This window comes from Paenibacillus wenxiniae, assembly GCF_039822605.1.
GTDB classification, from domain to species: Bacteria; Bacillota; Bacilli; order Paenibacillales; family Paenibacillaceae; genus Saccharibacillus; species Saccharibacillus wenxiniae.
In genome coordinates this window covers 531,572-552,936 of the sequence record NZ_JBCGUH010000003.1, presented here as the reverse complement: position 1 = coordinate 552,936, position 21,365 = coordinate 531,572, and the positions used below count along the sequence as shown (strand labels likewise).

Genomic DNA, 21,365 nt, shown 5'->3' with positions numbered 1-21,365 from the left:
TAGTGATTTGACGATATTCCATGCGAACGTTGATGTTATACAGCGGAGACGAGTTCATTCGGTGATCTAATCGTATCTTTCGTAACATCGAATGGATCAGACTTTATCCGAATCCGAACGAGCGAATCTATCATTCACTTCTTATCCGTACATTCCTGTGCGAGCGAGACGGCAGACTGTCCCCTTACTCCTTGCCAGAGTGGTGTATCTCCCATAACACCACTTTGCATGCCCGGCTGCTTACTCACTGTCGCTGCGATATTTAGCATCCATCAACGCATCATGCTCTGCAATCAAACGCCTATATTCATCCTCATCGGCTGCAAATACTTTCCGTTCTTCCTCCGATAGCTCCGCTCCCTGAATAAGCGAAGATAAGTCTTCAATTTCATACGTAAAATGATCATGAGGACTGGGCATGTAGTGGATAATCTCGGACATCTGATGCCGACTGTCCAGCGCGTAGGTGAGAATATGGAACTCATTCACTGCCATATATACTTCCTCCGGCACCGCCCCAAAATCCTCTTCCAACCCAAAATCAAAAGCCGCTTGCGTCAACTCTTCATCAAATACAAACTCCGGTTCCCGCATCTCATCTGGAAACAGAATATTTTGATTCAGCTTCGCCAGATCATTCAAATACGTGCGCTGCGAAGAAGCCTGTATCATCGGATGAGGTAAACGGCTTTGCGCCGTTCCAGCCGGAAGAAAATAAGCGGCATCTTTAATGACGAACATCATACGATCCTGCTCATGAATAAACTGTAAATAATCCCATGTCAGCCCGGCACGGGCTTTTTTATAACGGAATCCAAGCGCCTGGCAGCGCTCGACGACTTTGTGCTCGATAAAATTACTTTTCGTCCAGGCAAAACCTGAACTGATTGCCATCAGACTACGATATTTTTTACGAATTTCAATATAATCGCGATAACCGTCCACAATGGCATCTACGATCATACGTGCATAATGCGGCTTTAGCTTGTACGAGTCCATCCCCTGCTCCATAGCAATCACTCCGATCATCAGAATGCAAAAGGTGTATAGTTCCAGTTTACCGATAATCTAACGTGAGGAGAATGATTTTATAATAAAATCGTGAATTTTAGCTCCTTGATGCCTTTTCCCAGACATAATGAAAAAAGGAGCTTCGCTATAAAATTCCCGAAAATGGCTTTAAAATGCTTCATCTAAACTGTAAGATAATATAAAATTTAAATAATATGACGAGCAAGTAGATGAGACTCCATTGGCGTATACAGGAGTCATGGTGTAGAACAACAATGAACCCTAAAGCAAATATACGTCAAAAAAGAACAGGGGAGGAATAATAAGATTAAGGAAAATGAGTTCAGGAACAATTGGTGTAGAACAATTTGTAAGCGCTATCTTTTCAGGCGGATTGTTACATGGATCATAAGTACATCCTATTTTAATCACACAGGAGGGATTTCTTTATGACTACCCATTCCGTATCGTCTTCAACCCTGTTCCGACGAACCGCTATACTCGTTCTACTTATGGCACTCACGATGACCGGTGGCTGGTTGTCGCCGCCTCATGCCCATGCTGCGGCGATTAGTGTGACCGAAAATGGCTCTAACCTCATCGTCAATACCGGTGCTGGATTAGTATACACCGTTAACAAAAACAACGGTGATCTTATCTCCAGCAAAATGAATGGAACCGAGCTAAGCAGCTCCGGTGGTAAAGGTTCACATATCGGCTCCGGGCTAGGCTCGGCTGCGACCGTAACATGGAACACATCGCCTTCTGGTTCCACTGTGCTCATCACCGCCAAAACCAACACACTTACCCACTACTATGCTTCACGCAGCGGCGAAAATATCATCTACATGGCAACCTACATAACGGCTGAACCGTCGATTGGTGAGCTGCGCTATATTTTCCGCGGCAATAGCAATGTGCTGACCGGCGTACCGGTTGGCTCCAATCTGCGCGGCAATACGGGTGCGATTGAAAGCTCGGATGTGTTCGGCTTTTCCAATGGACAGACCGCTTCCAAATACTATGGCAATGATCAGGCGCGTGAACTCGGTATTCGCGGCGTGACAGGTAACAATGTCGGTGTATTTATGGCGTATGGCAATCGGGAAAAAAGCTCGGGTGGCCCGTTCTTCCGCGATATTCAGTTTCAAAGTGGCGGAGATACCGAGGTTTACAATTACATGAACTCTGGCCATGAGCAGACCGAAGCGTTCCGTATGGGGCTGCATGGACCGTATGCGCTCATTTTTACGACAGGTGGAACGCCAGCGGCGCCTGATTTTAGCTGGATGGCTGGACTGAATCTGACCGGCTGGGTAACGAGCCGGGGTGCGGTCGTATTGAATGGACTGTCCGGTATGGATAGCAGCTATAGCTATACGATTGGCTTTGCCAATAGCACGGCGCAATACTGGGCCACTGCATCGGCAAGTGGGGCGGCGGTCAGACACGATATGATTCCGGGCACGTATACGATGACCGTGTACAAAGGCGAACTGGCGGTGCATACCGAAAGTGTGACAGTGACCGCAGGCAATACAACGACACTGAACACACGTACAATTACAGGCGATCCCGCCACACGTGCTGCCATCTGGCGCATCGGCAACTGGGATGGAACACCGCGTGAATTCCTAAATGGACAGACGATACCGCTTCGCCATCCATCGGATAGCCGCAATGCAAGCTGGGGACCTGTCACGTACGCGACAGGCAGTGCGACCAATCGTTTTCCAGCGATTCAATTCCGCAATCAAAATTCGCCTACAAAGATTACGTTTAATCTGGACGGTGCTCAGGCAGGTTCGCCGCATGTGCTCAATATTGGCATTACCGCCGCCTATAACAATGGACGTCCTAGCGTAACGGTTAATGACACTACATTAACGAATCCAGGCGCTTCGACACAGCCAAGTTCACGTAGCTTCACGATCGGCACGTATCGTGGCAATAATCATACGTTCTCATGGACTGTGCCTGCTTCTGCGCTGCGTGCTGGATCAAATACGATCACGATTACACCGATTAGCGGATCAAGTGATCTGGGCACATGGCTGAGTGCAGGCTGGGTGTATGATGCGGTAGAGCTGCTGAATTAGAGAGATTCCGAAAGGGAACGTAAAGAAGATAAGTAGAGGTAAAATAGGGAAAAAATAGAGGGAAAGTAAAGACAGAGTAGTCGCTCTAATGTTAAAGGCCAAACTTTTATTACGGATGATTAGTGAGATCAAAATAACAGGGACGTAAAGGGCAACTCACTTGGGATATAGATTTATTTTACCGATCACGTTCATATTCACGCCAAAGCTTCTAACGCAAGCTGTCTACGAAAGTTATAGGTAACGGGTTAATGTACCATGCTATACCAACCAATAAATGGGCATATGTACGGATTAAAGATTGAACAAATTAAAGGGTCAGCACTGCTGTTTTATACGGCAGTGCTGACCCTTTTTGTATGATAACAAGTAGCCTAACAAACAGATACCAGCTAATCTGATTCCATGTACTATAGCCGATAGCTATGGAAATGGGAATGTACGCGATTAACATAATGAACTTCCAAAACAGTACAATTCCAGACTGGCAAAACTTCATGTAGCACAGTATGGTAATACAGTTGCATGATGTCAAAGCTATCGTATACTTGACCAGACACCAGACACCAGACACCAGACACCAGACACCAGACACCAGACACCAGACACCAGACACCAGACACCAGACACCAGACACCAGACACCAGACACCAGACACCAAAACTAAAAACTAGACTACATTATACTTGCCGGATCACATCATCAGCATCGGTAGAGAAAGCAAGCTCTTTTTGCGTTTCCAGTGCATCCAGACGATCAACAAGCGCTTTGCGGATATATTCGTAGGCATCGCTACCGAGCGGCAGGCGCAGTGGCATCTGATCCTCATCTACAGTTTGGATGATCTGTTTCGCCATTTTTTGTGGATCGCCAATGACGATGCGGTTAAATGTTTCCTCATCAAAGCCAGGCAACTCGCCCTTCATCATGCTGACGAATTGTCCAGCTTCCTGACCACGATACAGCTCGGTACGTTCGCCGAACACTGCATTGCTCGTAATAAAATTGGTACGGATGCCGCCGGGATCAACGATCATCGTCCGAATATGAAACGGAGCAACTTCTAATGCTAGCGCCTCCATTGCTGCTTCAACTGCCCATTTGGAGGCACAGTACAATCCCATGCCGGGAGTAGAATAATGTCCGGCCATACTGGCAATCTGGACGAGCTGTCCGCCGCCCTGTTGTCGTAGCAGGGGTAAGGCTGCTCTGGCAACACGCAGTGAGCCGAACACGTTGGTCTGAAACAGATGCTCAATTTGCTCGTCCGAAGCTTCTTCTACCGCTCCGTACAATCCATATGCGGCATTGTTGACGATTACATCGATCGTTCCCATTTCAGCAAAAGCGCGTTTCACCACGTTTTTTACCTGTTCAGGATGCGTCAGATCAAGCTCAGCAATCCATAGCTGCTCACCGTATTGCTGTTTCCAGTGATCCAGTGCGCCAGGCTTGCGAATCGTAGCGGCAACACGATCGCCGCGTTGTAACAGCTGTTCAATCATCGGCGTAGCCAGACCGCCCGTTGCACCTGTAATTAACCATGTTGTTGTCATAAATGGCCTCCTGTTATGCTGTATTTGCTTTAGCATAATCGCTGACAGCGAGGCTAGCCACACTACCGTTATACTGGTAATGGCACTACTAGGTAAAGGAGGGACAATAGATGAATTGGACAGACTGGACAACCGGTATCCGTGCAAAAGTTGCCATTTATCTAACTTTCTCCTGCAATGAGGTGCTACGGATCGTAATATGAACATCTACTGTGCAGATCGTATGCAAGCAGAAGACTGTTGGGACGTTTGACGGAAAGTTCTATTCTAGCCGTGTTCAAACGATTCAAATCGTGGTCGAACGAACCGTGCTTTATTTCAAAATCACTTCGTCGTTCTCAGCATAGTATGTGGTATAGTTCCAGCATTATATCGCTGCCCAATCAACGCTGAGTAACACGATCCTGCTCTAATAGCAGCGTCAATTTGCTGGCTGTATCGGCGGACGGAACGAAAAAGCACCAGTGTAGTCCAGGATCATTATCGATAGCAGCCGCAGAATGGACTTCGAATTCCAGCTCTTGTCTATTAGCCAGCAAGTAGGTAGCAGTAGCTACACGCTTTTGCCGAATTTCAAATTTATCCCATAGCTCGGCAAATACGGCACTTTCCCGATACAGGCGATTAAAACGTTCTACATACAACGGTTCTGCGCGATGATGTTCAAATCCAGCGCGCATAATGCCAACACTATAACGGGCAAATTCGTCCCAATTGAGCAGTTTTTGCCGATAATCCTCGTTTAGAAAAATAACATTCATCATATGCCGATCCTGCTCTGCCATGTCCGCAAAATCTGCGATCACCAGCTCTGCTGCACGGTTCCACGCGATCACATCGGTCGCTTCGTTTGTAATAAAAGAAGGATAGTGCAGTTGCTGCACCAGATTTTGTAAAAAGTGATGATTACGCTTGGGCGGCCACTGGGCAGATCGTGACTCTATATCCTGCATCGCCATTAGACTGCGCAAATATTCGTGTTCATCCGCATCCAATCGCAGTGCATGGCTAATGCTTTCCAGCACCTCCGGGGAAGGATTCGTTTCTTTGCCTTGCTCCAGCCATGTATAATACGTAACACTCACATTGGCAAGATAAGCGACTTCTTCTCGGCGTAAGCCAGGTGTACGTCGTCTGCCGGGTAATGGTTGAATGCCTGCATGTGCAGGCTGAATCCGTTCACGCCGGGAACGAATAAATTCGCCAAGTGCAGAGGAAGAGCGTTGTAATTTCATCGATTCACGTCCTTTTGAATAACGAGATGGTGTTGCGAAAGGTGGGACTGTACTTCATATGATTTGTTACGTAAGGAGGACAGATAGTACAAGAAAGAAATGATAGGGAAGAAATGATATTGCTATGCAGAAATGATATTGCTATGCAGAAATAATGATGTTCTATAGAAGTGTCATAGAGATCGAGTATTCATAAAAACGAGACAGGATGAAACTGAAGTCGAGATAGAAGACAGATAGAGCACGAATCGAATAGAAATCAAATGGAAATAATATAGAAACTAACATAGAAATGAAATAAGAATGGAGTATACGTGCCGGATTCATCAATTTTATAGGATGTTTAATCATAAGATAATAAAAAAATAGGCTGGGATGATGCTATAGCTAGTTGGGAAAAATAGCACTCATCAACGATACCAGCTCTGTTACGTATTATATCGCTTTTGACCGAAGCGCTGCAAAATAATTCCTATTGTATCGATACAAATCCGGGTAATAGGGATGATATGATAGGGATAGGTACAGGCAGTTCAATTATAGACTCGATCATCCGATGATACTGCTATGCCGCATATTACCTTCATCTTCGTTCAGACCGAAATGAAATCCCGAATCACAAACCTAATTCATTCGAAGCTCAGGAGGTCATCATTCATGTCAGATCAGATGATTATCAAAACAGACGGTCAGGAACTCACACTAGAACGTATTTTCGATGCACCAACAGAGCTGGTATTTCAGGCATTTTCTGAAGCCAAGCATCTTGAGCAATGGTGGGGACCGCACGGCTGGGAACTCACCGTATGTCATATCGATTTTCGCCCAGGTGGGGAGTGGCATTATTGCATGACCTGTATGGATCGCAATCAGAGTGACTTTTACGGACAGGAATCATGGGGGAAAGCGGTCTATAATCTGATCGAAAAGCCGAGCCAGATCGTCTATACCGACTATTTCTCTAATGCAGACGGCAGCGTCTCGGAAGACATGCCAAGCAGCCGCATTCAGACCGTGTTCCACCAGCACGAAGGCGGGAAAACGAGACTGATCAGCCGCGCGTATTTTGATTCCGAGGCATCGCTCAAGCAGGTGATGGAGATGGGTATGGCTGAGGGCATTACGCAGACATGGGATCGGTTGGAGGCGCATTTGGCGCGGATGAAGAAATAAAATTTAAATTTCGGATGATAATAACAGAAAAAGATAGCAGAAAAGGCTCGAAGTAAGAAGTAAGAAGTAAGAAGTAAGAAGTAAGAAGTAAGAAGTGAAAAGTGAAAAGTGTCTATGCTTTGCATATGTACGTTTCGGAAAAAAATCGTTATAGTACATTCAAGACGGTAGATTCGTTTGCGTATTAGCGAGTCTGCCGTTTTTATTCGTTAAATAGAGATGACATCAAAAAGAGGAACTGTCAGTCCGAAGACGAACAGTTCCTTTTTTTCTATTTGGATTCGTTTATATTGTGATCGATCGGATGCTTATTCGTAGTTGTAGCTTTTACAGCTGCTCCCCATGACTTGCAATCACCTGCTTATACCACTCGAATGAATCTTTCTTATACCGCTTCATTGAGCCATTGCCTTCATTATCACGATCCACGTAAATCATACCATAGCGCTTCTTCATCTCACCGGTCGTAAACGACACGATATCGATAATGCCCCACGGTGTATAGCCGATCAGATCAACGCCGTCGTAATGTACCGCTTGCTCCAGCGCTTCAATATGGGATTTTAAATATTCGATGCGTGCTGGATCGTGGATGGAGCCATCTGCTTCCACCTGGTCGATCGCACCAAAGCCATTTTCCACAATAAACAACGGAATCTGGTAACGATCATAAAAACGGTTAAGCGTATAACGCAGTCCGACCGGATCAATCGCCCAGCCCCAGTCGCTTGATTGGATGTATGGATTGTCGACGCTATTCGGCAGACCGCCATTTACGACATCACCGGTATTGTCGTTGTGCACATCGCTTTTGACCGTTGTCGACATATAGTAGCTAAAGCCGAGATAATCGACCGTACCGTTACGCAAAATTTCCTCATCGCCCGGCTCGAATACGATGTTATAGCCTTCACGCTCAAATTCCTTGAGTACATAGTTCGGATAGTAACCACGCACATGCACATCCGGGAAGAAGTAGCGCTCACGCATCGTTTCTTCTGCCAACATCACATCGTTCGGATTACAGGAGTATGGATAGATCGGTACATGCGATACCATCGCACCGATCTGGAATTCTGGATTGATCGCTTTGCCTTTAGCAACCGCGAGTGCACTTGCCAGCAGCTCATGATGTCCTGCCTGATACATGACCTCGCGTGCATTTTCGCCTTCTTTGACCATCACACCGGAGTTCGTCCAGAGGAAGATCGGGTTGTGCGCGTCCATTTTGTTATTGATCTCGTTAAATGTCATCCAGTATTTCACCTTATCCCGGTAACGGGTAAAGCAAACTTCGGCAAATTTCACAAAGTGCTCAATCACTTTACGGCTACGGAAACCGCCATATTCGCGTGCTAGATGGAGTGGCATTTCAAAGTGGGATAGCGTGATCACTGGCTCGATGCCATGCTTGAGCAGTTCATCGAACACATCGTCATAAAATTGCAGGCCCGCTTCATTCGGCGTATCTTCGTCACCCTGTGGAAAGATGCGGCTCCAACCGATCGATGTGCGCAAACATTTCAGACCCATTTCGGCAAACAGCGCAATATCGTCTTTGTACTGATGGTAAAAGTCGATCGCTTCGTGGTTCGGGTAAAATGTGTTCGGTTCGATTTCGTCCGTGATCTGGCGTGGTACGCCATGCGCACCGGCAGTCATCACATCGACCACGCTCGGTCCTTTGCCGCCCGCATTCCAGCCGCCTTCAAATTGATGGGCAGCGAGTGCGCCGCCCCATAGAAAGTTTACAGGTAGTTTGCTCATGATGAATTCCTCCATAGTGTCCAATATAGTTCGTTTATCTCTCTACTTACTTTGAGTTACACCGCTGTGCTAAGAACAAGGCAACAGAGTCGGGGAGAGTAGAGAATCTACGCATTAGGATGAAATGTAGATTGCTCTACTGCAAAGCTGTAAAATAAGGCTGTTTTGTATAGGCAAAGGTAAAAAATCTTTCTGGTAGCGGTCGTAGTTACACGTGCTTGTTAATCTAGTGGCCTTATCGCTTAAATTAACTCAACGAATTACGGTCAAAATATCGGCATCCGTCGTCGCTTGTTCCCCGGTGCCAACGATGATTTGTTTGTAATCAAAGCTGTTGGTCACGAGCACAGGTGTGATCGTTGGCATGCCATTGCTCTGAATCAGTGCTTTATCAAATTGCAGCAACAGGTCGCCTTTGTTGATGACATCGCCTTCTTTTACATTCAGTTGGAAGGGGGCGCCTTTGAGTTTGACAGTATCCAGTCCGATGTGCACAAACAGTTCGACGCCGGTATCGGAACGTAGTCCAATGGCGTGTCCCGTCGGTGCGACGGTAGCTACCGTGCCGTCGAATGGTGCATACAGCTTATCGTCGGATGGCTCGATCGCCAGTCCCTGACCCATTGCACCAGAGCTGAATGCTTCGTCCGGTACTTCGGTTAAAGGGACGATTTTACCGACAAGTGGAGCGCTGATCGTTTCCTCACCTGATAAGCTGTCCGTATCTGTCTGACGGTGGGCGATGTCTGCACCAGCCGTTGCACTGATGGCGCTCATCGCTTGATTGGCGCTCGCTACAGGTGCTGCTGTTGTCCCTGCTGCTGGTTGTCCTTGTTCCTTTGCCAGACTGGAATCACCAGCTGGTGTTTTGGCTTCGTCTACACCATAGCCGAACAGTTGGATCAGGATGACGGGCAGTACGATCGCAATCGCAGAACCGATCAGGATGCCCCATACGGATGTTGGATAGTCCGCGTTAATGCTATTTACGATCGTCAGTGGGCCTGGCAAACCGGCATAAGCAAAGTAATACGGATTGAAGAAGCTCGCTACAATCGCGCCAACTGCACCGGAAATACAGCCGAAGATCATTGGCTTTTTGAAACGCAGCGTTACGCCATAGATCGCTGGTTCTGTAATGCCGAACAGTCCAGTTATGCCCGCAGAAATACCAATTTTACGCGTGTCCTGACTTCTCGTTTTCAAAATAACACCAAGTACGGCACCGATCTGTGCAACTACCGCGATCGTCTGATACGCCTGGAACGAATCGCGTCCATATTGCTCGAAATTCGCCAGTACCATCGGTGTCACACCCCAGTGTACGCCGAAGATCACGATGACCTGCCAGAAACCACCGATGATCGCGCCAGCTAATGCAGGTGCATTTTCAGCAAGGAAGTTGTATCCGTTTGCAATGCCGTTAGCACCAAGTGTCGTTACTGGACCGATCAATACGATCGTCAGCGGGACCATCACGAGCAGGCATAGCAGCGGTACAAATAGTGGACGAATCACTTCATGAATACGCTTGTTCAGGAAGCGCTCCAGATAAGACAAAATCCAGACGAGAAACAGCGGTGGCAATACAGAAGAAGTATATGTAGTCTCTGTCAGCGCGATGCCGAGAAAGTTAACGGTGCCTCCATCGGCAATCTGTGCAGCCATTTCTGCCCAGGTTGGGCTGACTAACGCCGCACAACAGGCGACGGCGATATACGTATTCGTTTTAAAATGTTTGGATGCTGTAATGGCGATGAAGATTGGTAAGAACGTAAACGGCGCCCATGAAATAAAGCTGATTACTCCATACGTGCCAGATTGCGCGAAGTTTGGGAATAGCAGACTGGCAATAATGAGCAAACCTTGCATAATACCAGCTGCTGCGAGTATATACACAAACGGCGCAAACACCGCCGACATGGTCGCAATAATACGGTTCAAAATCGTACCTTTCGGCTGTGGCTCGTCAGCATTGGTGTCTAGCTGCACAAGCTTAGCGAATTCATCGTAGACTTCGCCGACATGCTGCCCGATCACCACCTGGAACTGTCCACCATTTTCAACAACGGTAATGACACCCGGCATCGTGGAAACAGTCTCTTTGGCCTGTGCACTGTTTTGCTTCAGTACAAGCCGTAGCCGGGTTGCACAGCGTGTCGCTCCAGCGATGTTTTGCTCGCCGCCAACCGCTTCCAATATGTCATGTGCCAGTTTTGGATAATCTCTAACTTTTCCCGACAATGAAACCACTCCTTCATGTATGAACAGTAAGATAGATTGCTGCACTGAAATTGTTTTTCGCTGAATTGTTCGTTGTGCTCGTATAATAAAAGCGTTATCAATATAGTACACTCATATTATAATTATAACGGTATAATTTATCAATAACCAAATTATTTAATTTTGAACACACAATTTGAAAGTGAGGTTTTAGAAAGAATATGGTACAATTTCGGTAAAGTGTCTGGTTAACAACGTCTATATGTTCTTCGAGAACCAGGTCGTATACGCAAAATCGTGTGCAAGCAGGAGGGGAATAAGGGAAAAGGACGACTTTTGAGCAGGGGTATCTACAATGTATTCCTTATGGGTACATTCCTGTACAAGACCAGAGTCCGTTCATCATTGCTTGCCGAAGTGGTATCTGTTCCAGAAAAACAGCTTGCTTACAAGCCCTAACGAATGCTTTTGGAGAAATGATGAATCGCGTTTTATTCACCGTTATCGCAGCAGATCGTTGTTGGTCTAACCCAAACTGATTAGCCAACGAATTATTAAGCTACATACCCACTACTATATTGAGAATGAAGAGGACTGCTTATGTTAAAATATCAGCATATTGCCGCAGAGATTGAAAAATACATTCAGGAGCATGCACTGCAACAGGGCGACAAATTGCCTGTACTGGACGAATTAATGGTGCAATTCGGCGTCAGCAAAAGTACGATTATCAAATCGCTGGAACTGCTGGAGGAACGCGGTGTTATTTTTCAGGTGCGGGGCAGCGGCATCTTCGTCCGCCGTCATGGTCGTAAAGGCTATATTAGTCTGCTGAAAAATCAAGGGTTTACTCGCGATCTGGATCATTTCCCGATTACATCGCAGGTGTTGGAGCTATCGGTAGGTAAGCCGACGCGTGAAGCGGCTGCTAATCTGAACATCAGCACCGAGCAGGATGTATATTATGTGAAGCGTGTGCGTTACATTTATGAACAGACGCTCTGTGTGGAGGAATCGTACTATAACAAGGCGATTGTAACGTATTTGAATAACGAGATCGTATCGGATTCAATTTTTGATTATATTCGTGAAGGGCTAGGGTTGAAGATCGGCTTTTCCGATTCGTATTTGCATGTGGGTAAGTTGGAGGAGGAAGAGGCAGGTCATTTGGGCTTGAATAAGGGTGATCCGAAGCTTGAGGTAGAAACGATCTTTCATCTAGCCAATGGACAACCGTTCGACTTCTCGCGTATTACGTATAATTATATTCAGTCGCAGTTTTTCATTCAGGCGAATGGGCATGGGATGTGAAGTGGGGTAGATGTGGGAGTAAAACTGTAAATAGGATGGGCGTGAGAAATATGGCTATCCTGTTAAAGGTAACGACTCAGCATTAAGCAGCAATTACTAAACGTCAGTCGCCAGACCAAAAAACGAAGTGAATCCATTATGGATCACTTCGTTTTTTGGTTTCGGTTATTTTTGATTTGAATGGTGTACAATCGCGATTGATGGGATATTTGAACTTAAAACTTTTATGACCCATACGTTTTTTAATATCTGTACTAGCCACTATAATTACGCCCAACAGTCATTTTATAGCGAATTCCACCAGAACCCATACTGGAATTGCAGGCTCTACAGCAATATGCATGATTGCCTGTATAACTATACCAATTATGGCGTGTAGTTCGGTCTGTATTGCGACCGATTCTATTCCAATGTGCAGCTACAGATTCAATATGGTCGATTGTCATATCTGATTTGTTTACATAACGTCTACAAGAGGAACAGCGACATTGATTTGTATTGAACGGGTGTTCATAGTTAGTTTTATATGTATCAAATGCTTGTTGAGCTGTTGAACTATAGGAACTTGGATAGTTGGAGCTACGCACATTGCCTGTAATCAAACTTTCCATCCAAGCATCCAAATCTTTTAAACGGCTATACTTCGAGCCTTTTGTAAGTTTTCGGATTCCTTCGATCGTTGCTGTAGCTAAAGAGCCAGCATCAAAATTGTTGTAAATACTATACAAGTCTTTGTATTGCTGAATATTAACGCCCCTATGATTTCTAATATCATCTTCCATTCCACTCAGCGTAATCTGAATTGCTTCTTCTATAGATCCAGCATCGTCTTTGCTCAAAAAGCGTGCACGCTGAATTACGGGTGTAGTATAGGAAGCTACCGAATTCGCTTGCCTTGCCAGCCATTTTCCCAATTGCTGATTCCCTAATTGAGAAGATAATTGCAAGATATGACGTGAAGTAGAAGAAATTGTCGTTTTCGTTTGATCAGGTTGTTGCTGCACGACAGGCATGTGCGTCGATGGTGATTTAGATTGTTGCCTAGACATCGGGTCATGGTACATGCATATCCTCCTCGTATCCTAGATTTAAGTAAAATGATAATGGATCAAATTATAATATTTTCCAATAATATATAATTCTAAGATCACATTTAATATCCTTCATGCCATATGCCCAAATAAATAATATTAAGGCTTAAACTCACCGACAGGCGTAGCATGAAGCTTTAACTTCCGCTGTTTACTCTCCTGATACAGCGCTTCTGAAATGATCGGGTTCGCAGTATACGTATATGCCAACGTAAAAAACTCATTTGCCCCAATCTTAGATTCGTCCAGCACAATCTGCTGAAAGCCTTTCGCGACGCGTCGTGGTGGAGTAGCGATCGAGCGTAGTACAAGCGGCTTGCCTGCATAGTCGGATTGTTGATAGTCGACACTATCCAGCTCCTGCAAACGATGGACAATCCAGTATGTTGCTTGTACAGGAACATGATTGTAATACTGTACATGTGTTGGGACGAATTGCGCGGTGACGTTCCACTCTTCGAGTAGCCGTTTGAAAGCATCCGAAACGACGAGCGCGCGCGTGCCGGTATAGAACAGGTCGACATTCATGTTGCGTACACTGGAATCGAGAATGACTTCGGCAATCGTGTCAGAAGCTACCTCGGTTTGGAATGGATCATAATAGGTATCCAGCTCTGGCTCGAAAGTAGCACCACCTGAAATGAACCCTTTGGGTGGATATTGGAATTCCAGCATATAATAGGTCATGGATCATGTACTCTCCTATCGGACTGATTGTGTGTTATTGATTCGTATGAGTACACTATTAAACATAAACTGCATATCCTGTATAGATCCGCATCGTGTAGGTCAGATGCTATTCGTATCTGCTCATAAAGATAGCTTATAGATCATCGGCAGTAATATCAAATCGTTGATCCTTATAATAATAGGCGCGATCCTGCTCGGTAATCGCACGAAGTACCCGACACGGATTGCCGGCAGCGACCACATTGGCGGGAATGTCTTTCGTTACAATGCTGCCTGCACCGATAACAGTGTTATTGCCAATCGTTACGCCAGGTGTGATGACGACATTGCCGCCGATCCATACATTGTCGCCAATGGTGATCGGTAGCGCGTATTCATAGCCGGCATTACGCGGAATATGATGAATCGGATGCCCGGCTGTATATAGCGATACATTGGGCGCAAACATCACCTCATGCCCGATCGTCACCTTGCCGCCATCCAGAATCGTACAGTTATAATTCGCATAAAATTGATCGCCCACTTCAATATTACTCCCATAATCGCATCGAAATGGCGCTTCGATATGAATATCGCTTCCTGCTTTGCCCAGCACGCTGCGAATAAGCGCTTCGCGTTGTACATACTCATCCGGGCGCAGATGATTGTAATCATACAGTTTGAGCTGACATGCTTCACGTTCTTGTTTGAGACCATCGAGTGAGGACTTGTATGGAAGACCGTGCTGCATGCGTTGTTTCTGATTCATATATTCCGACTCCTTTTGCTTGAGAATAAGTTAAACAACCGCTGTTATGTAACCATATAAAGTGTGTACTTCCATATGGAGTGTCTGTGCCTGCTTACTATGACGAACTTCATCAATGAACGAACTTCCACAATTATATATAACGTAATAGGTGCTTTTATTTCTGTCAAATGGTGTTTGTTAGCTTGCTTCGACGCTGCTGCCAGTAACTCATCCGAATACTGATCATTTTATAAAAGTAGGTTACCTAATATATTGACAGGCTAAATCAATTTTTGTATATTATGTGCATAATCACTCTGTACAGAGTACTCTATACAGAGTTAGAAAAGAACACAGTAACAATAAAATGAACGTTATGTCGCTACTTCAAAAATGGAAGAGCAGCGGTAAGAAGGGAAGTGGGAAGCTATTGTCTTTACAAATTTATATTCTCGGTTCGTTATGGCAGCAAGATATCCATCCTTATGAAATCAAAAAGCGCATTGCTGAGAATACAGGTGGTACCGTTAACATTACCGATGGCAATCTGTATTACAATTTTGATGCCCTGAACAAAAAAGGATATATCGAAAAGGTTGAAGTGATCCAATCGGCCAACTATCCAGATAAAAGCTTTTATCGTATTACGGACGAAGGACGCGATGGCCTGCGGAGCATGATTTATAAAAGCTTTGCCAAGCCAACTGATATTTCATCGCTTATGGCACCACTGCTGTTTATTAGGCTGGTAGATATAAAGCGGATTATTTTCTTTTTGCAGGAAGCCATTGAAAAACGTGAAGGTGAGCTAACGGACATTCAGGAGCATATTATCGATGGTAAGGTGCTTGATGATCAAACTGAGCAGAAGCAATTGTATTCATTTATTATCCGCTATGCAGTGTCCAGACGGGAACACGAGCTTGTTGCATTAAAGGATATGCTCAATGTAATCGAGCAACTGAATAACGGGCAGTAACTTAGATAAAGGTAAAATTCACATGGTTGAGGTGGAGAAAGTGAAGAAGAAACTCACATTATCGATTCTGGTTGTGCTGCTGGTCATTAGCGGCGGTGCACTCGGTTATTACTATTGGTATGAAGGCAGATATTATATCAAAAGTGATGATGCTCGTATTACAGCCGACCAGTACAAGGTAATGCCACAGATTAGCGCCAAATTAACCCATCTCGACGTCGAGGAAGGGGATACACTAACACGCAATCAGCCGATTGCCGAACAGGACGTATCTGGCTTACCGCAGGAAAACATCAGTAAATCGATGCTACGTGCACCGATTGATGGTACGATCCTTAAACTGTATTCCAGAACAGGTGAGATGGCTTCGCCAGCCGCTCCAGTAGCGATTATGGCGGATATGAACAATCTGTATGTCTCTACCAATATCGAAGAAACGGACATTAACCGTGTAAAGCTGGGTGAACTCGTTGACGTTACGCTCGACGCTGATAATGACCAGATGATTCAAGGTAAAGTGCGCCGAATTGGGCAGGCATCCAACTCGGTGTTTTCCGCCATTCCAGCGTTGAACACAAGCGGTAATTTTAATAAAGTTACGCAGCGGATTCCGGTTGAGATTGCCTTGAATATACCGAAAGGATTGCGGTTAATCCCTGGTACGAATGTCGAAGTTAAGATTCATACACCGTAAAAGGAGCGTGTTTCGATGTCAACGGAAGCTTTGAACACAGCTCCTGCCGGGCCGGAAAGTTTCACATCGCGTGAACGCTGGCTTGCCTTCTGGGCGATCGTACTGGGCACCTTTGTTGCTGTGTTGAACAACAGTTTGATTAATGTAGCGATTCCACAACTAACAAACGATCTTGGCTCAACGACGACGCGCATTCAATGGGTGATCACCGGCTATTCACTCGCCTCTGGCATTATCGTACCCATTACTAGCTTTATGGAGCAGCGGATCGGCTATAAGAAATTTATGATGTTAGCATTAGCTGTGTTTACATTAGGTACGCTGATGTGTTGTTTTGCCTGGAGCGATATGTCACTGATTGTGGCACGCATTATTGCAGGTCTCGGTGGCGGTCTAATTATGCCGCTTGGGATGACCATCATATACAAAATTATGCTGCGTGAGCAGGTAGGGTTAGCGATCGGTCTTTGGGGGATTGCTGCGATGGCAGCGCCAGCGATCGGGCCAACGCTAAGTGGCTATCTGATTCAATGGTTTAACTGGCGTTTTCTGTTTATCGCTTGTTTGCCGATCGCTCTGTTTGCGATTTTGATGGTATTCGTATTGATCAAAGAGCCACCAAAAAACAAGCCGATCCAATTTGATCTGGTAGGCTTTTTGTTAGCAGCGACCTGTGCAGGAACATTGCTGTATGCACTGTCGAACGGCTCTTCATCTGGATGGACATCTTTTAAAATTGTAGGGTTATTCTTTATCTCTTTCTGGGCACTTGTGTTCTTGATTGTTGTAGAGCGTGGCAAAGATAATGCGGTGATCGATGTATCGCTGTTTAAAAACTATAAGTTCTCGATCAGTGTGATCGCGTCCAGCTTTGTCATGATGGGCATGATGGGCGGCACGTTTCTGGCACCACTCTTTTTGCAAAATGTATTGTCGTTCTCCGCGATTCAGACTGGAATTACCTTACTGCCACAGGCGGTCGCTATGGCATTGATGATGCCGATTGCCGGTAAGCTGGTTGACCGTATCGGTATCGTGCCGCTGGCGGTTGTTGGATTAACGTTAACCAGCTTGATGACGTATCATCTGCACGTCCTGTCTCCGCAAACATCAAAAGTTTGGTTTGAAATCGTCATGTCGCTTCGTGGAATGGGAATCGGACTTTGCCTGATGCCGTTATCGACGGTGGGGATGAATGCGATTGCGGACGAAGTGTCACCAGCGAAAGTGAGTAGCGCATCGGCTGCTTCCAATCTCATTCGGACGATTGCCGGTTCGATGGCGATTGCGATTTTGACGTTTATTATGCAAAATCGGGCAGCGTTGCATACACAGCATATTTCCGAATCGGTAACAGCCGATAGTGCACAATATTTGCAGTCCGTGCTGGGTAGCTCATGGCTTTCGAGCGTGAGCAGGCTTATTTCACTCGACGCGTATGCGCGGGGAATTGCCGATGCATTCCTGTTGTCAGCGATTCCGTTATTTTGCTGTATTCCGCTCATGTTTCTGTTTCTGATCCGCAAGAGACAACCCGGACATACACGTATAACGGAAGAAATACAGACAGCGCCGTAAATGTACGATTGGTGTGCTATGGATTATAGAACGAAAGGGAAACGAGCTATGAGAATCAAAAAATGGGAAATGACTGCCACTGCACTCGTACTGAGTACTGTCCTGCTGGCAGGTTGTTCTAACGGTAATGAAGCTGCATCGACAATGAATGTGACCGTCAAGGTTGCTTCCGCTCAACAAGGACGAATCGGTCAGGGCGAAGTATATACCGGTACAGTCAATCCGTCGGAAACGGTCAATATCGTACCGAAAATGATGGGCAAAATCGCTGCCGTCTCCGTCGATGTCGGTACACCGGTGAAACCAGGTCAAGTGTTGTTCAAGCTGGAAGATGACGATCTGCGAAATAATTTGAAAATCGCGCAATCAAACGTCGATGCAGCGGCGGCTGGAGTGCAAACTGCGCAAGCTTCCCGCGAATCGGGCATCGTCTCTGCTAATTCGGGCGTGGTCGGATCAAAAAGTGGTGTTATCTCTGCCAAAAGTGCGATTACACAGGCGCAAAATGGCATCAATCAGGCGCAGTCCGCTGTCAATCAAACGAATACAGCGTTAAAACAAGCCCAAATTGGTGTATCGACCGCTAATAATGTGATCAAACAAACGGCCGAAGCGCTAAAAACGGCACAATCTACATTAACACGTACACAGTCGTTGCTGAGCAACGGTTTGGCTACGCAGGCTGCATTGGAACAGGCGCAAGCTGCCGTAAGTAGTGCACAGACGGCGTACAATAATGCAATCAATGCGAAAGCGAATGCGGAAGACCAGTTGCAAGCGGCTCAAAATGCAGTAGCTACAGCAAATAAAGGGCTGGCTACAGCACGCGAATCGTATAGTAACGCAACTAGCGGTTATGCCAATGCCAATGATGGTTATAGTAATGCACAGCGTCAATTAGCAGTATCACAAAGCACTGCCGGGATCGAAGCAAGTCAGCAAAAGCTTAAGCAAGCACAGCTAAACGTCGATATCGCCCGTGATCAACTGGACAATGCGGTCGTCAAATCACCATCGAATGGTATCGTTGTCACTAAAAATATCGAAGTAGGCGAAATGACACCGTCAGGCGCAGCATCGCTCGTCATTAGTGATATTGATACTGTGCATATTATCATTTATGTGCCAGCTGGTGAAATCGACCATGTGCAAAAAGGGGATTCCGTACAAATTAACGTATCTGCCTCGAATGTGCTGGCAACCGGGCAGGTAACACGGATCGATCCGCAGTCGACCAATGGTAATGGCTATCCGGTAGAAATTGCCGTCTCCAACAAAGATGGCAAGCTAAAACCTGGTATGCTAGCCAATGTTAGCTTTATTAGCCATGAGGCCAGAGAGGGTCTGATTATTCCAACCAAAGCGGTCGTCCAAGACGGTAAACATGCTTACGTTTATATCGCTGTAAAAGGCAAAGCCATTCGCAAACAAGTGACGATCGGCACTACAAGCGGTGCTCAAACACTGATCACCGGCGGTTTAAAAGCAGGTGATCAAGTGATCGAGAACAACCAGGCATTGCTGGATAGCAATACGACAATTACACTGTCGCAGAACGGATGACTGGCTAATAAACAACGTATAAATCAGTAATAGCTAAAGATTAGACCATGATTGCGCTGAAGAAACCAATCAAGGAAAAGTGCAATGTAATCGGACATCATCACTAGTACGGCTGATGTTTCGTATCTATGTGAGCATGTAGAAGATAGCCAACCCGGCTGCCTGCAACAATACACTAATCAATCCAATGAATAACCGAAAAAGCATAATAGCAAAAGAGAGCCGCATCGTATGCGTGCTCTCTTTTTAATTTAAGTGACCATACGACGATGATCACTACACAATTATCTAGTATCGCCTGATGATTTAGACATTGGGTTGCGCTATCTGTTTCTCATTATGCGCATGTATTCAGGTATCGCGGATAAATCTATTAGGCGTGAATCTGAATCTCTGCGCCTTGATCCGCCTGCTGCAATGCCTGCACGATCTGCGCTGCACTACGATAATGGCTGCGATTCACGATAAAATCACGTGCCAGACGTGCCGCACTCGACTTAATATGCAGACGCTTGGCATCGTCCTGAATCGCCTCAATGTCTTTCGCATGTGCCAGACCGACTACCCGCCGCATCATCTCACTACCCGCATAACCGACGGTATCTTCCAACATATGCTGTAGCTGATAATCCAGATAACCGGGAACTTTGGCAAAATACTCCTGATTATCCGCCTGCCATAGCTCGCTATAACGCGTTTGGAACACATCCCACACATTTGTTACATGATGTAACAGTTGCGCACGGGTATCATCCTGACGAGCAAGTGCAGACAGCAATGTGTTGGCAATGAACAACCCGATATCATAACCAATCGGACCATAAAAGGCGAATTCAGGATCGATCACTTTCGTCTCCTCATCACTCGCGAAAATACTGCCTGTATGCAGATCACCATGCAGCAATGCTTCCGCCGAAGTCATAAAATGCTGCTTGAGCTTTGCGCCTTCCAGCAATAGCTTCTCATCGCCCCACAATTGCTGTGCCAGTTCACTCAAGCCTGGCTCAACTGCGTTACTCTCATCGTCGATCAGCGGATAGGTGAAGACGAAATTTTCGGTAATTTTACACAGCTCCGGGTTATGAAATTGCAGTGCCAGTTCACGACGTGCCTCTGCCCCAAGTGCAAAGTCAGACGTACCATACAATGTACGTGCCAGATATTCACCGATATGGGTAGACAGTAGCGGATAGACTGCGCCTTCGGCAAAGCCTGTACGTACGATAGTGAGCCGCGATAAATCTTCCATCACGGTAATCGCATACTGCTCATCTGTATGATGTACGACAGGCACATAATCCGGTGCATAGCGGGCGAAGATTTGCAGCGCTTCGCTCTCCATCCGTGCCCGTTCTAACGTGAGCGGCCAGCTTTCCCCGATCACACGTACATAAGGCAGTGCCTGCTTAATAATAGTGCCGCGTCCAGTCGCCGACTCGATAATATGGAAGACGAGATTCAGATTGCCATCTCCAATCTCGCGACAGTGTAGTCCGGTGCTGTCGTCAAACAGGTTTAGCTTCACAGCCAGTTGAATCGCAGTTTGTTCATTTAACGGTTCGTAGGTAGCGTGGGTAGATGTGTTCATAGTTTCCTCCTTGCGTTGGTAAAAACTTGCCCATACGTTTGGGCGTGAACTGTCGGTGCGGGTAGGTACACCACTCC

General features: G+C 46.0%; 18 protein-coding genes. 7 read left to right on the top strand and 11 right to left on the bottom strand.

The genetic code is table 11. From position 1 onward, the window contains the following. Window positions 1–134: 134 nt before the first annotated feature. Together AAHF22_RS08310 and AAHF22_RS08305 are read right to left on the bottom strand one after the other, a co-directional pair. Window positions 135–269: a hypothetical protein gene (locus AAHF22_RS08310; RefSeq protein WP_347324529.1), complete on the bottom strand. Its 135-nt coding sequence runs from the start codon at window positions 267–269 to the stop codon at window positions 135–137. Then, window positions 241–1,011 carry a spr1630 family ClpXP-sensitive toxin gene (locus AAHF22_RS08305; RefSeq protein ID WP_347324528.1) on the bottom strand — a complete coding sequence of 257 codons (771 nt, stop codon included), beginning with the start codon at window positions 1,009–1,011 and terminating at the stop codon, window positions 241–243. Before AAHF22_RS08305 ends, AAHF22_RS08310 begins: the two co-directional genes overlap by 29 nt. 449 nt (window positions 1,012–1,460) lie before the next feature. On the opposite strand from AAHF22_RS08305, the gene AAHF22_RS08300 reads away from it, so the two are divergent. After that, window positions 1,461–3,110 (top strand): rhamnogalacturonan lyase B N-terminal domain-containing protein, encoded by a 1,650-nt coding sequence (locus AAHF22_RS08300; protein ID WP_347324527.1) that lies wholly within the window; start codon window positions 1,461–1,463, stop codon window positions 3,108–3,110. A gap of 410 nt (window positions 3,111–3,520) precedes the next feature. On the opposite strand, the gene AAHF22_RS08295 is transcribed toward AAHF22_RS08300, so the two are convergent. The 3 genes from AAHF22_RS08295 to AAHF22_RS08285 form a co-directional block, all read right to left on the bottom strand. Beyond that, window positions 3,521–3,754, bottom strand: a complete 234-nt coding sequence (locus AAHF22_RS08295; protein ID WP_347324526.1) for a hypothetical protein — start codon at window positions 3,752–3,754, stop codon at window positions 3,521–3,523. A gap of 36 nt (window positions 3,755–3,790) precedes the next feature. Further along, the gene (locus AAHF22_RS08290; protein ID WP_347324525.1) at window positions 3,791–4,666 is read right to left on the bottom strand and encodes an SDR family oxidoreductase; all 876 of its coding nucleotides are present in this window, start codon (window positions 4,664–4,666) and stop codon (window positions 3,791–3,793) included. 383 nt (window positions 4,667–5,049) lie between these two features. Then, window positions 5,050–5,901 carry a helix-turn-helix transcriptional regulator gene (locus AAHF22_RS08285; protein WP_347324524.1) on the bottom strand — a complete coding sequence of 284 codons (852 nt, stop codon included), beginning with the start codon at window positions 5,899–5,901 and terminating at the stop codon, window positions 5,050–5,052. Window positions 5,902–6,558: 657 nt separating this feature from the next. Between AAHF22_RS08285 and AAHF22_RS08280 the strand changes: the two genes are divergently transcribed. Next, window positions 6,559–7,074, top strand: coding sequence for an SRPBCC domain-containing protein (locus AAHF22_RS08280; RefSeq protein WP_347324523.1), 516 nt, complete (start codon window positions 6,559–6,561; stop codon window positions 7,072–7,074). A gap of 327 nt (window positions 7,075–7,401) precedes the next feature. On the opposite strand, the gene bglA is transcribed toward AAHF22_RS08280, so the two are convergent. Continuing rightward, window positions 7,402–8,841, bottom strand: coding sequence for a 6-phospho-beta-glucosidase BglA (bglA, locus tag AAHF22_RS08275; protein WP_347324522.1), 1,440 nt, complete (start codon window positions 8,839–8,841; stop codon window positions 7,402–7,404). 252 nt (window positions 8,842–9,093) lie between these two features. Then, window positions 9,094–11,085 carry a beta-glucoside-specific PTS transporter subunit IIABC gene (locus AAHF22_RS08270; RefSeq protein WP_347324521.1) on the bottom strand — a complete coding sequence of 664 codons (1,992 nt, stop codon included), beginning with the start codon at window positions 11,083–11,085 and terminating at the stop codon, window positions 9,094–9,096. Window positions 11,086–11,664: 579 nt separating this feature from the next. Here AAHF22_RS08270 and AAHF22_RS08265 point away from each other — a divergent pair. Continuing rightward, window positions 11,665–12,375 carry a GntR family transcriptional regulator gene (locus tag AAHF22_RS08265; protein WP_347324520.1) on the top strand — a complete coding sequence of 237 codons (711 nt, stop codon included), beginning with the start codon at window positions 11,665–11,667 and terminating at the stop codon, window positions 12,373–12,375. A gap of 254 nt (window positions 12,376–12,629) precedes the next feature. Here AAHF22_RS08265 and AAHF22_RS08260 read toward each other — a convergent pair whose 3' ends face one another. The 3 genes from AAHF22_RS08260 to AAHF22_RS08250 all read right to left on the bottom strand — a co-directional run bounded on the left by AAHF22_RS08260 (window position 12,630) and on the right by AAHF22_RS08250 (window position 14,904). Continuing rightward, complete coding sequence (locus tag AAHF22_RS08260; RefSeq protein WP_347324519.1) at window positions 12,630–13,439, bottom strand: HNH endonuclease; 810 nt, start codon at window positions 13,437–13,439, stop codon at window positions 12,630–12,632. A 126-nt stretch (window positions 13,440–13,565) separates the two neighbouring features. Then, window positions 13,566–14,153, bottom strand: a complete 588-nt coding sequence (locus AAHF22_RS08255; protein ID WP_347324518.1) for an imm11 family protein — start codon at window positions 14,151–14,153, stop codon at window positions 13,566–13,568. A 136-nt stretch (window positions 14,154–14,289) separates the two neighbouring features. Then, window positions 14,290–14,904 carry a sugar O-acetyltransferase gene (locus AAHF22_RS08250; protein WP_347324517.1) on the bottom strand — a complete coding sequence of 205 codons (615 nt, stop codon included), beginning with the start codon at window positions 14,902–14,904 and terminating at the stop codon, window positions 14,290–14,292. Window positions 14,905–15,316: 412 nt separating this feature from the next. Here AAHF22_RS08250 and AAHF22_RS08245 point away from each other — a divergent pair, with 412 nt between their 5' ends. Genes AAHF22_RS08245 through AAHF22_RS08230 form a run of 4 tightly spaced genes read left to right on the top strand, consistent with a single transcriptional unit; the run spans window position 15,317 to window position 19,700 of the window. Next, complete coding sequence (locus tag AAHF22_RS08245) at window positions 15,317–15,865, top strand: PadR family transcriptional regulator (protein WP_347324516.1); 549 nt, start codon at window positions 15,317–15,319, stop codon at window positions 15,863–15,865. A 40-nt stretch (window positions 15,866–15,905) separates the two neighbouring features. Next, window positions 15,906–16,559: an HlyD family secretion protein gene (locus AAHF22_RS08240; protein WP_347324515.1), complete on the top strand. Its 654-nt coding sequence runs from the start codon at window positions 15,906–15,908 to the stop codon at window positions 16,557–16,559. Window positions 16,560–16,574: 15 nt separating this feature from the next. Continuing rightward, on the top strand, window positions 16,575–18,137 hold the full coding sequence (locus AAHF22_RS08235) for a DHA2 family efflux MFS transporter permease subunit (RefSeq protein ID WP_347324514.1): 1,563 nt from the start codon (window positions 16,575–16,577) through the stop codon (window positions 18,135–18,137). Between the two features lie 48 nt (window positions 18,138–18,185). Then, complete coding sequence (locus AAHF22_RS08230; protein ID WP_347324513.1) at window positions 18,186–19,700, top strand: efflux RND transporter periplasmic adaptor subunit; 1,515 nt, start codon at window positions 18,186–18,188, stop codon at window positions 19,698–19,700. Window positions 19,701–20,073: 373 nt separating this feature from the next. Here the strand turns inward: AAHF22_RS08230 and mtnK are convergent, their stop codons facing one another. Further along, window positions 20,074–21,288 (bottom strand): S-methyl-5-thioribose kinase, encoded by a 1,215-nt coding sequence (gene mtnK, locus AAHF22_RS08225; RefSeq protein ID WP_347324512.1) that lies wholly within the window; start codon window positions 21,286–21,288, stop codon window positions 20,074–20,076. Between the last annotated feature and the right edge of the window lie 77 nt (window positions 21,289–21,365).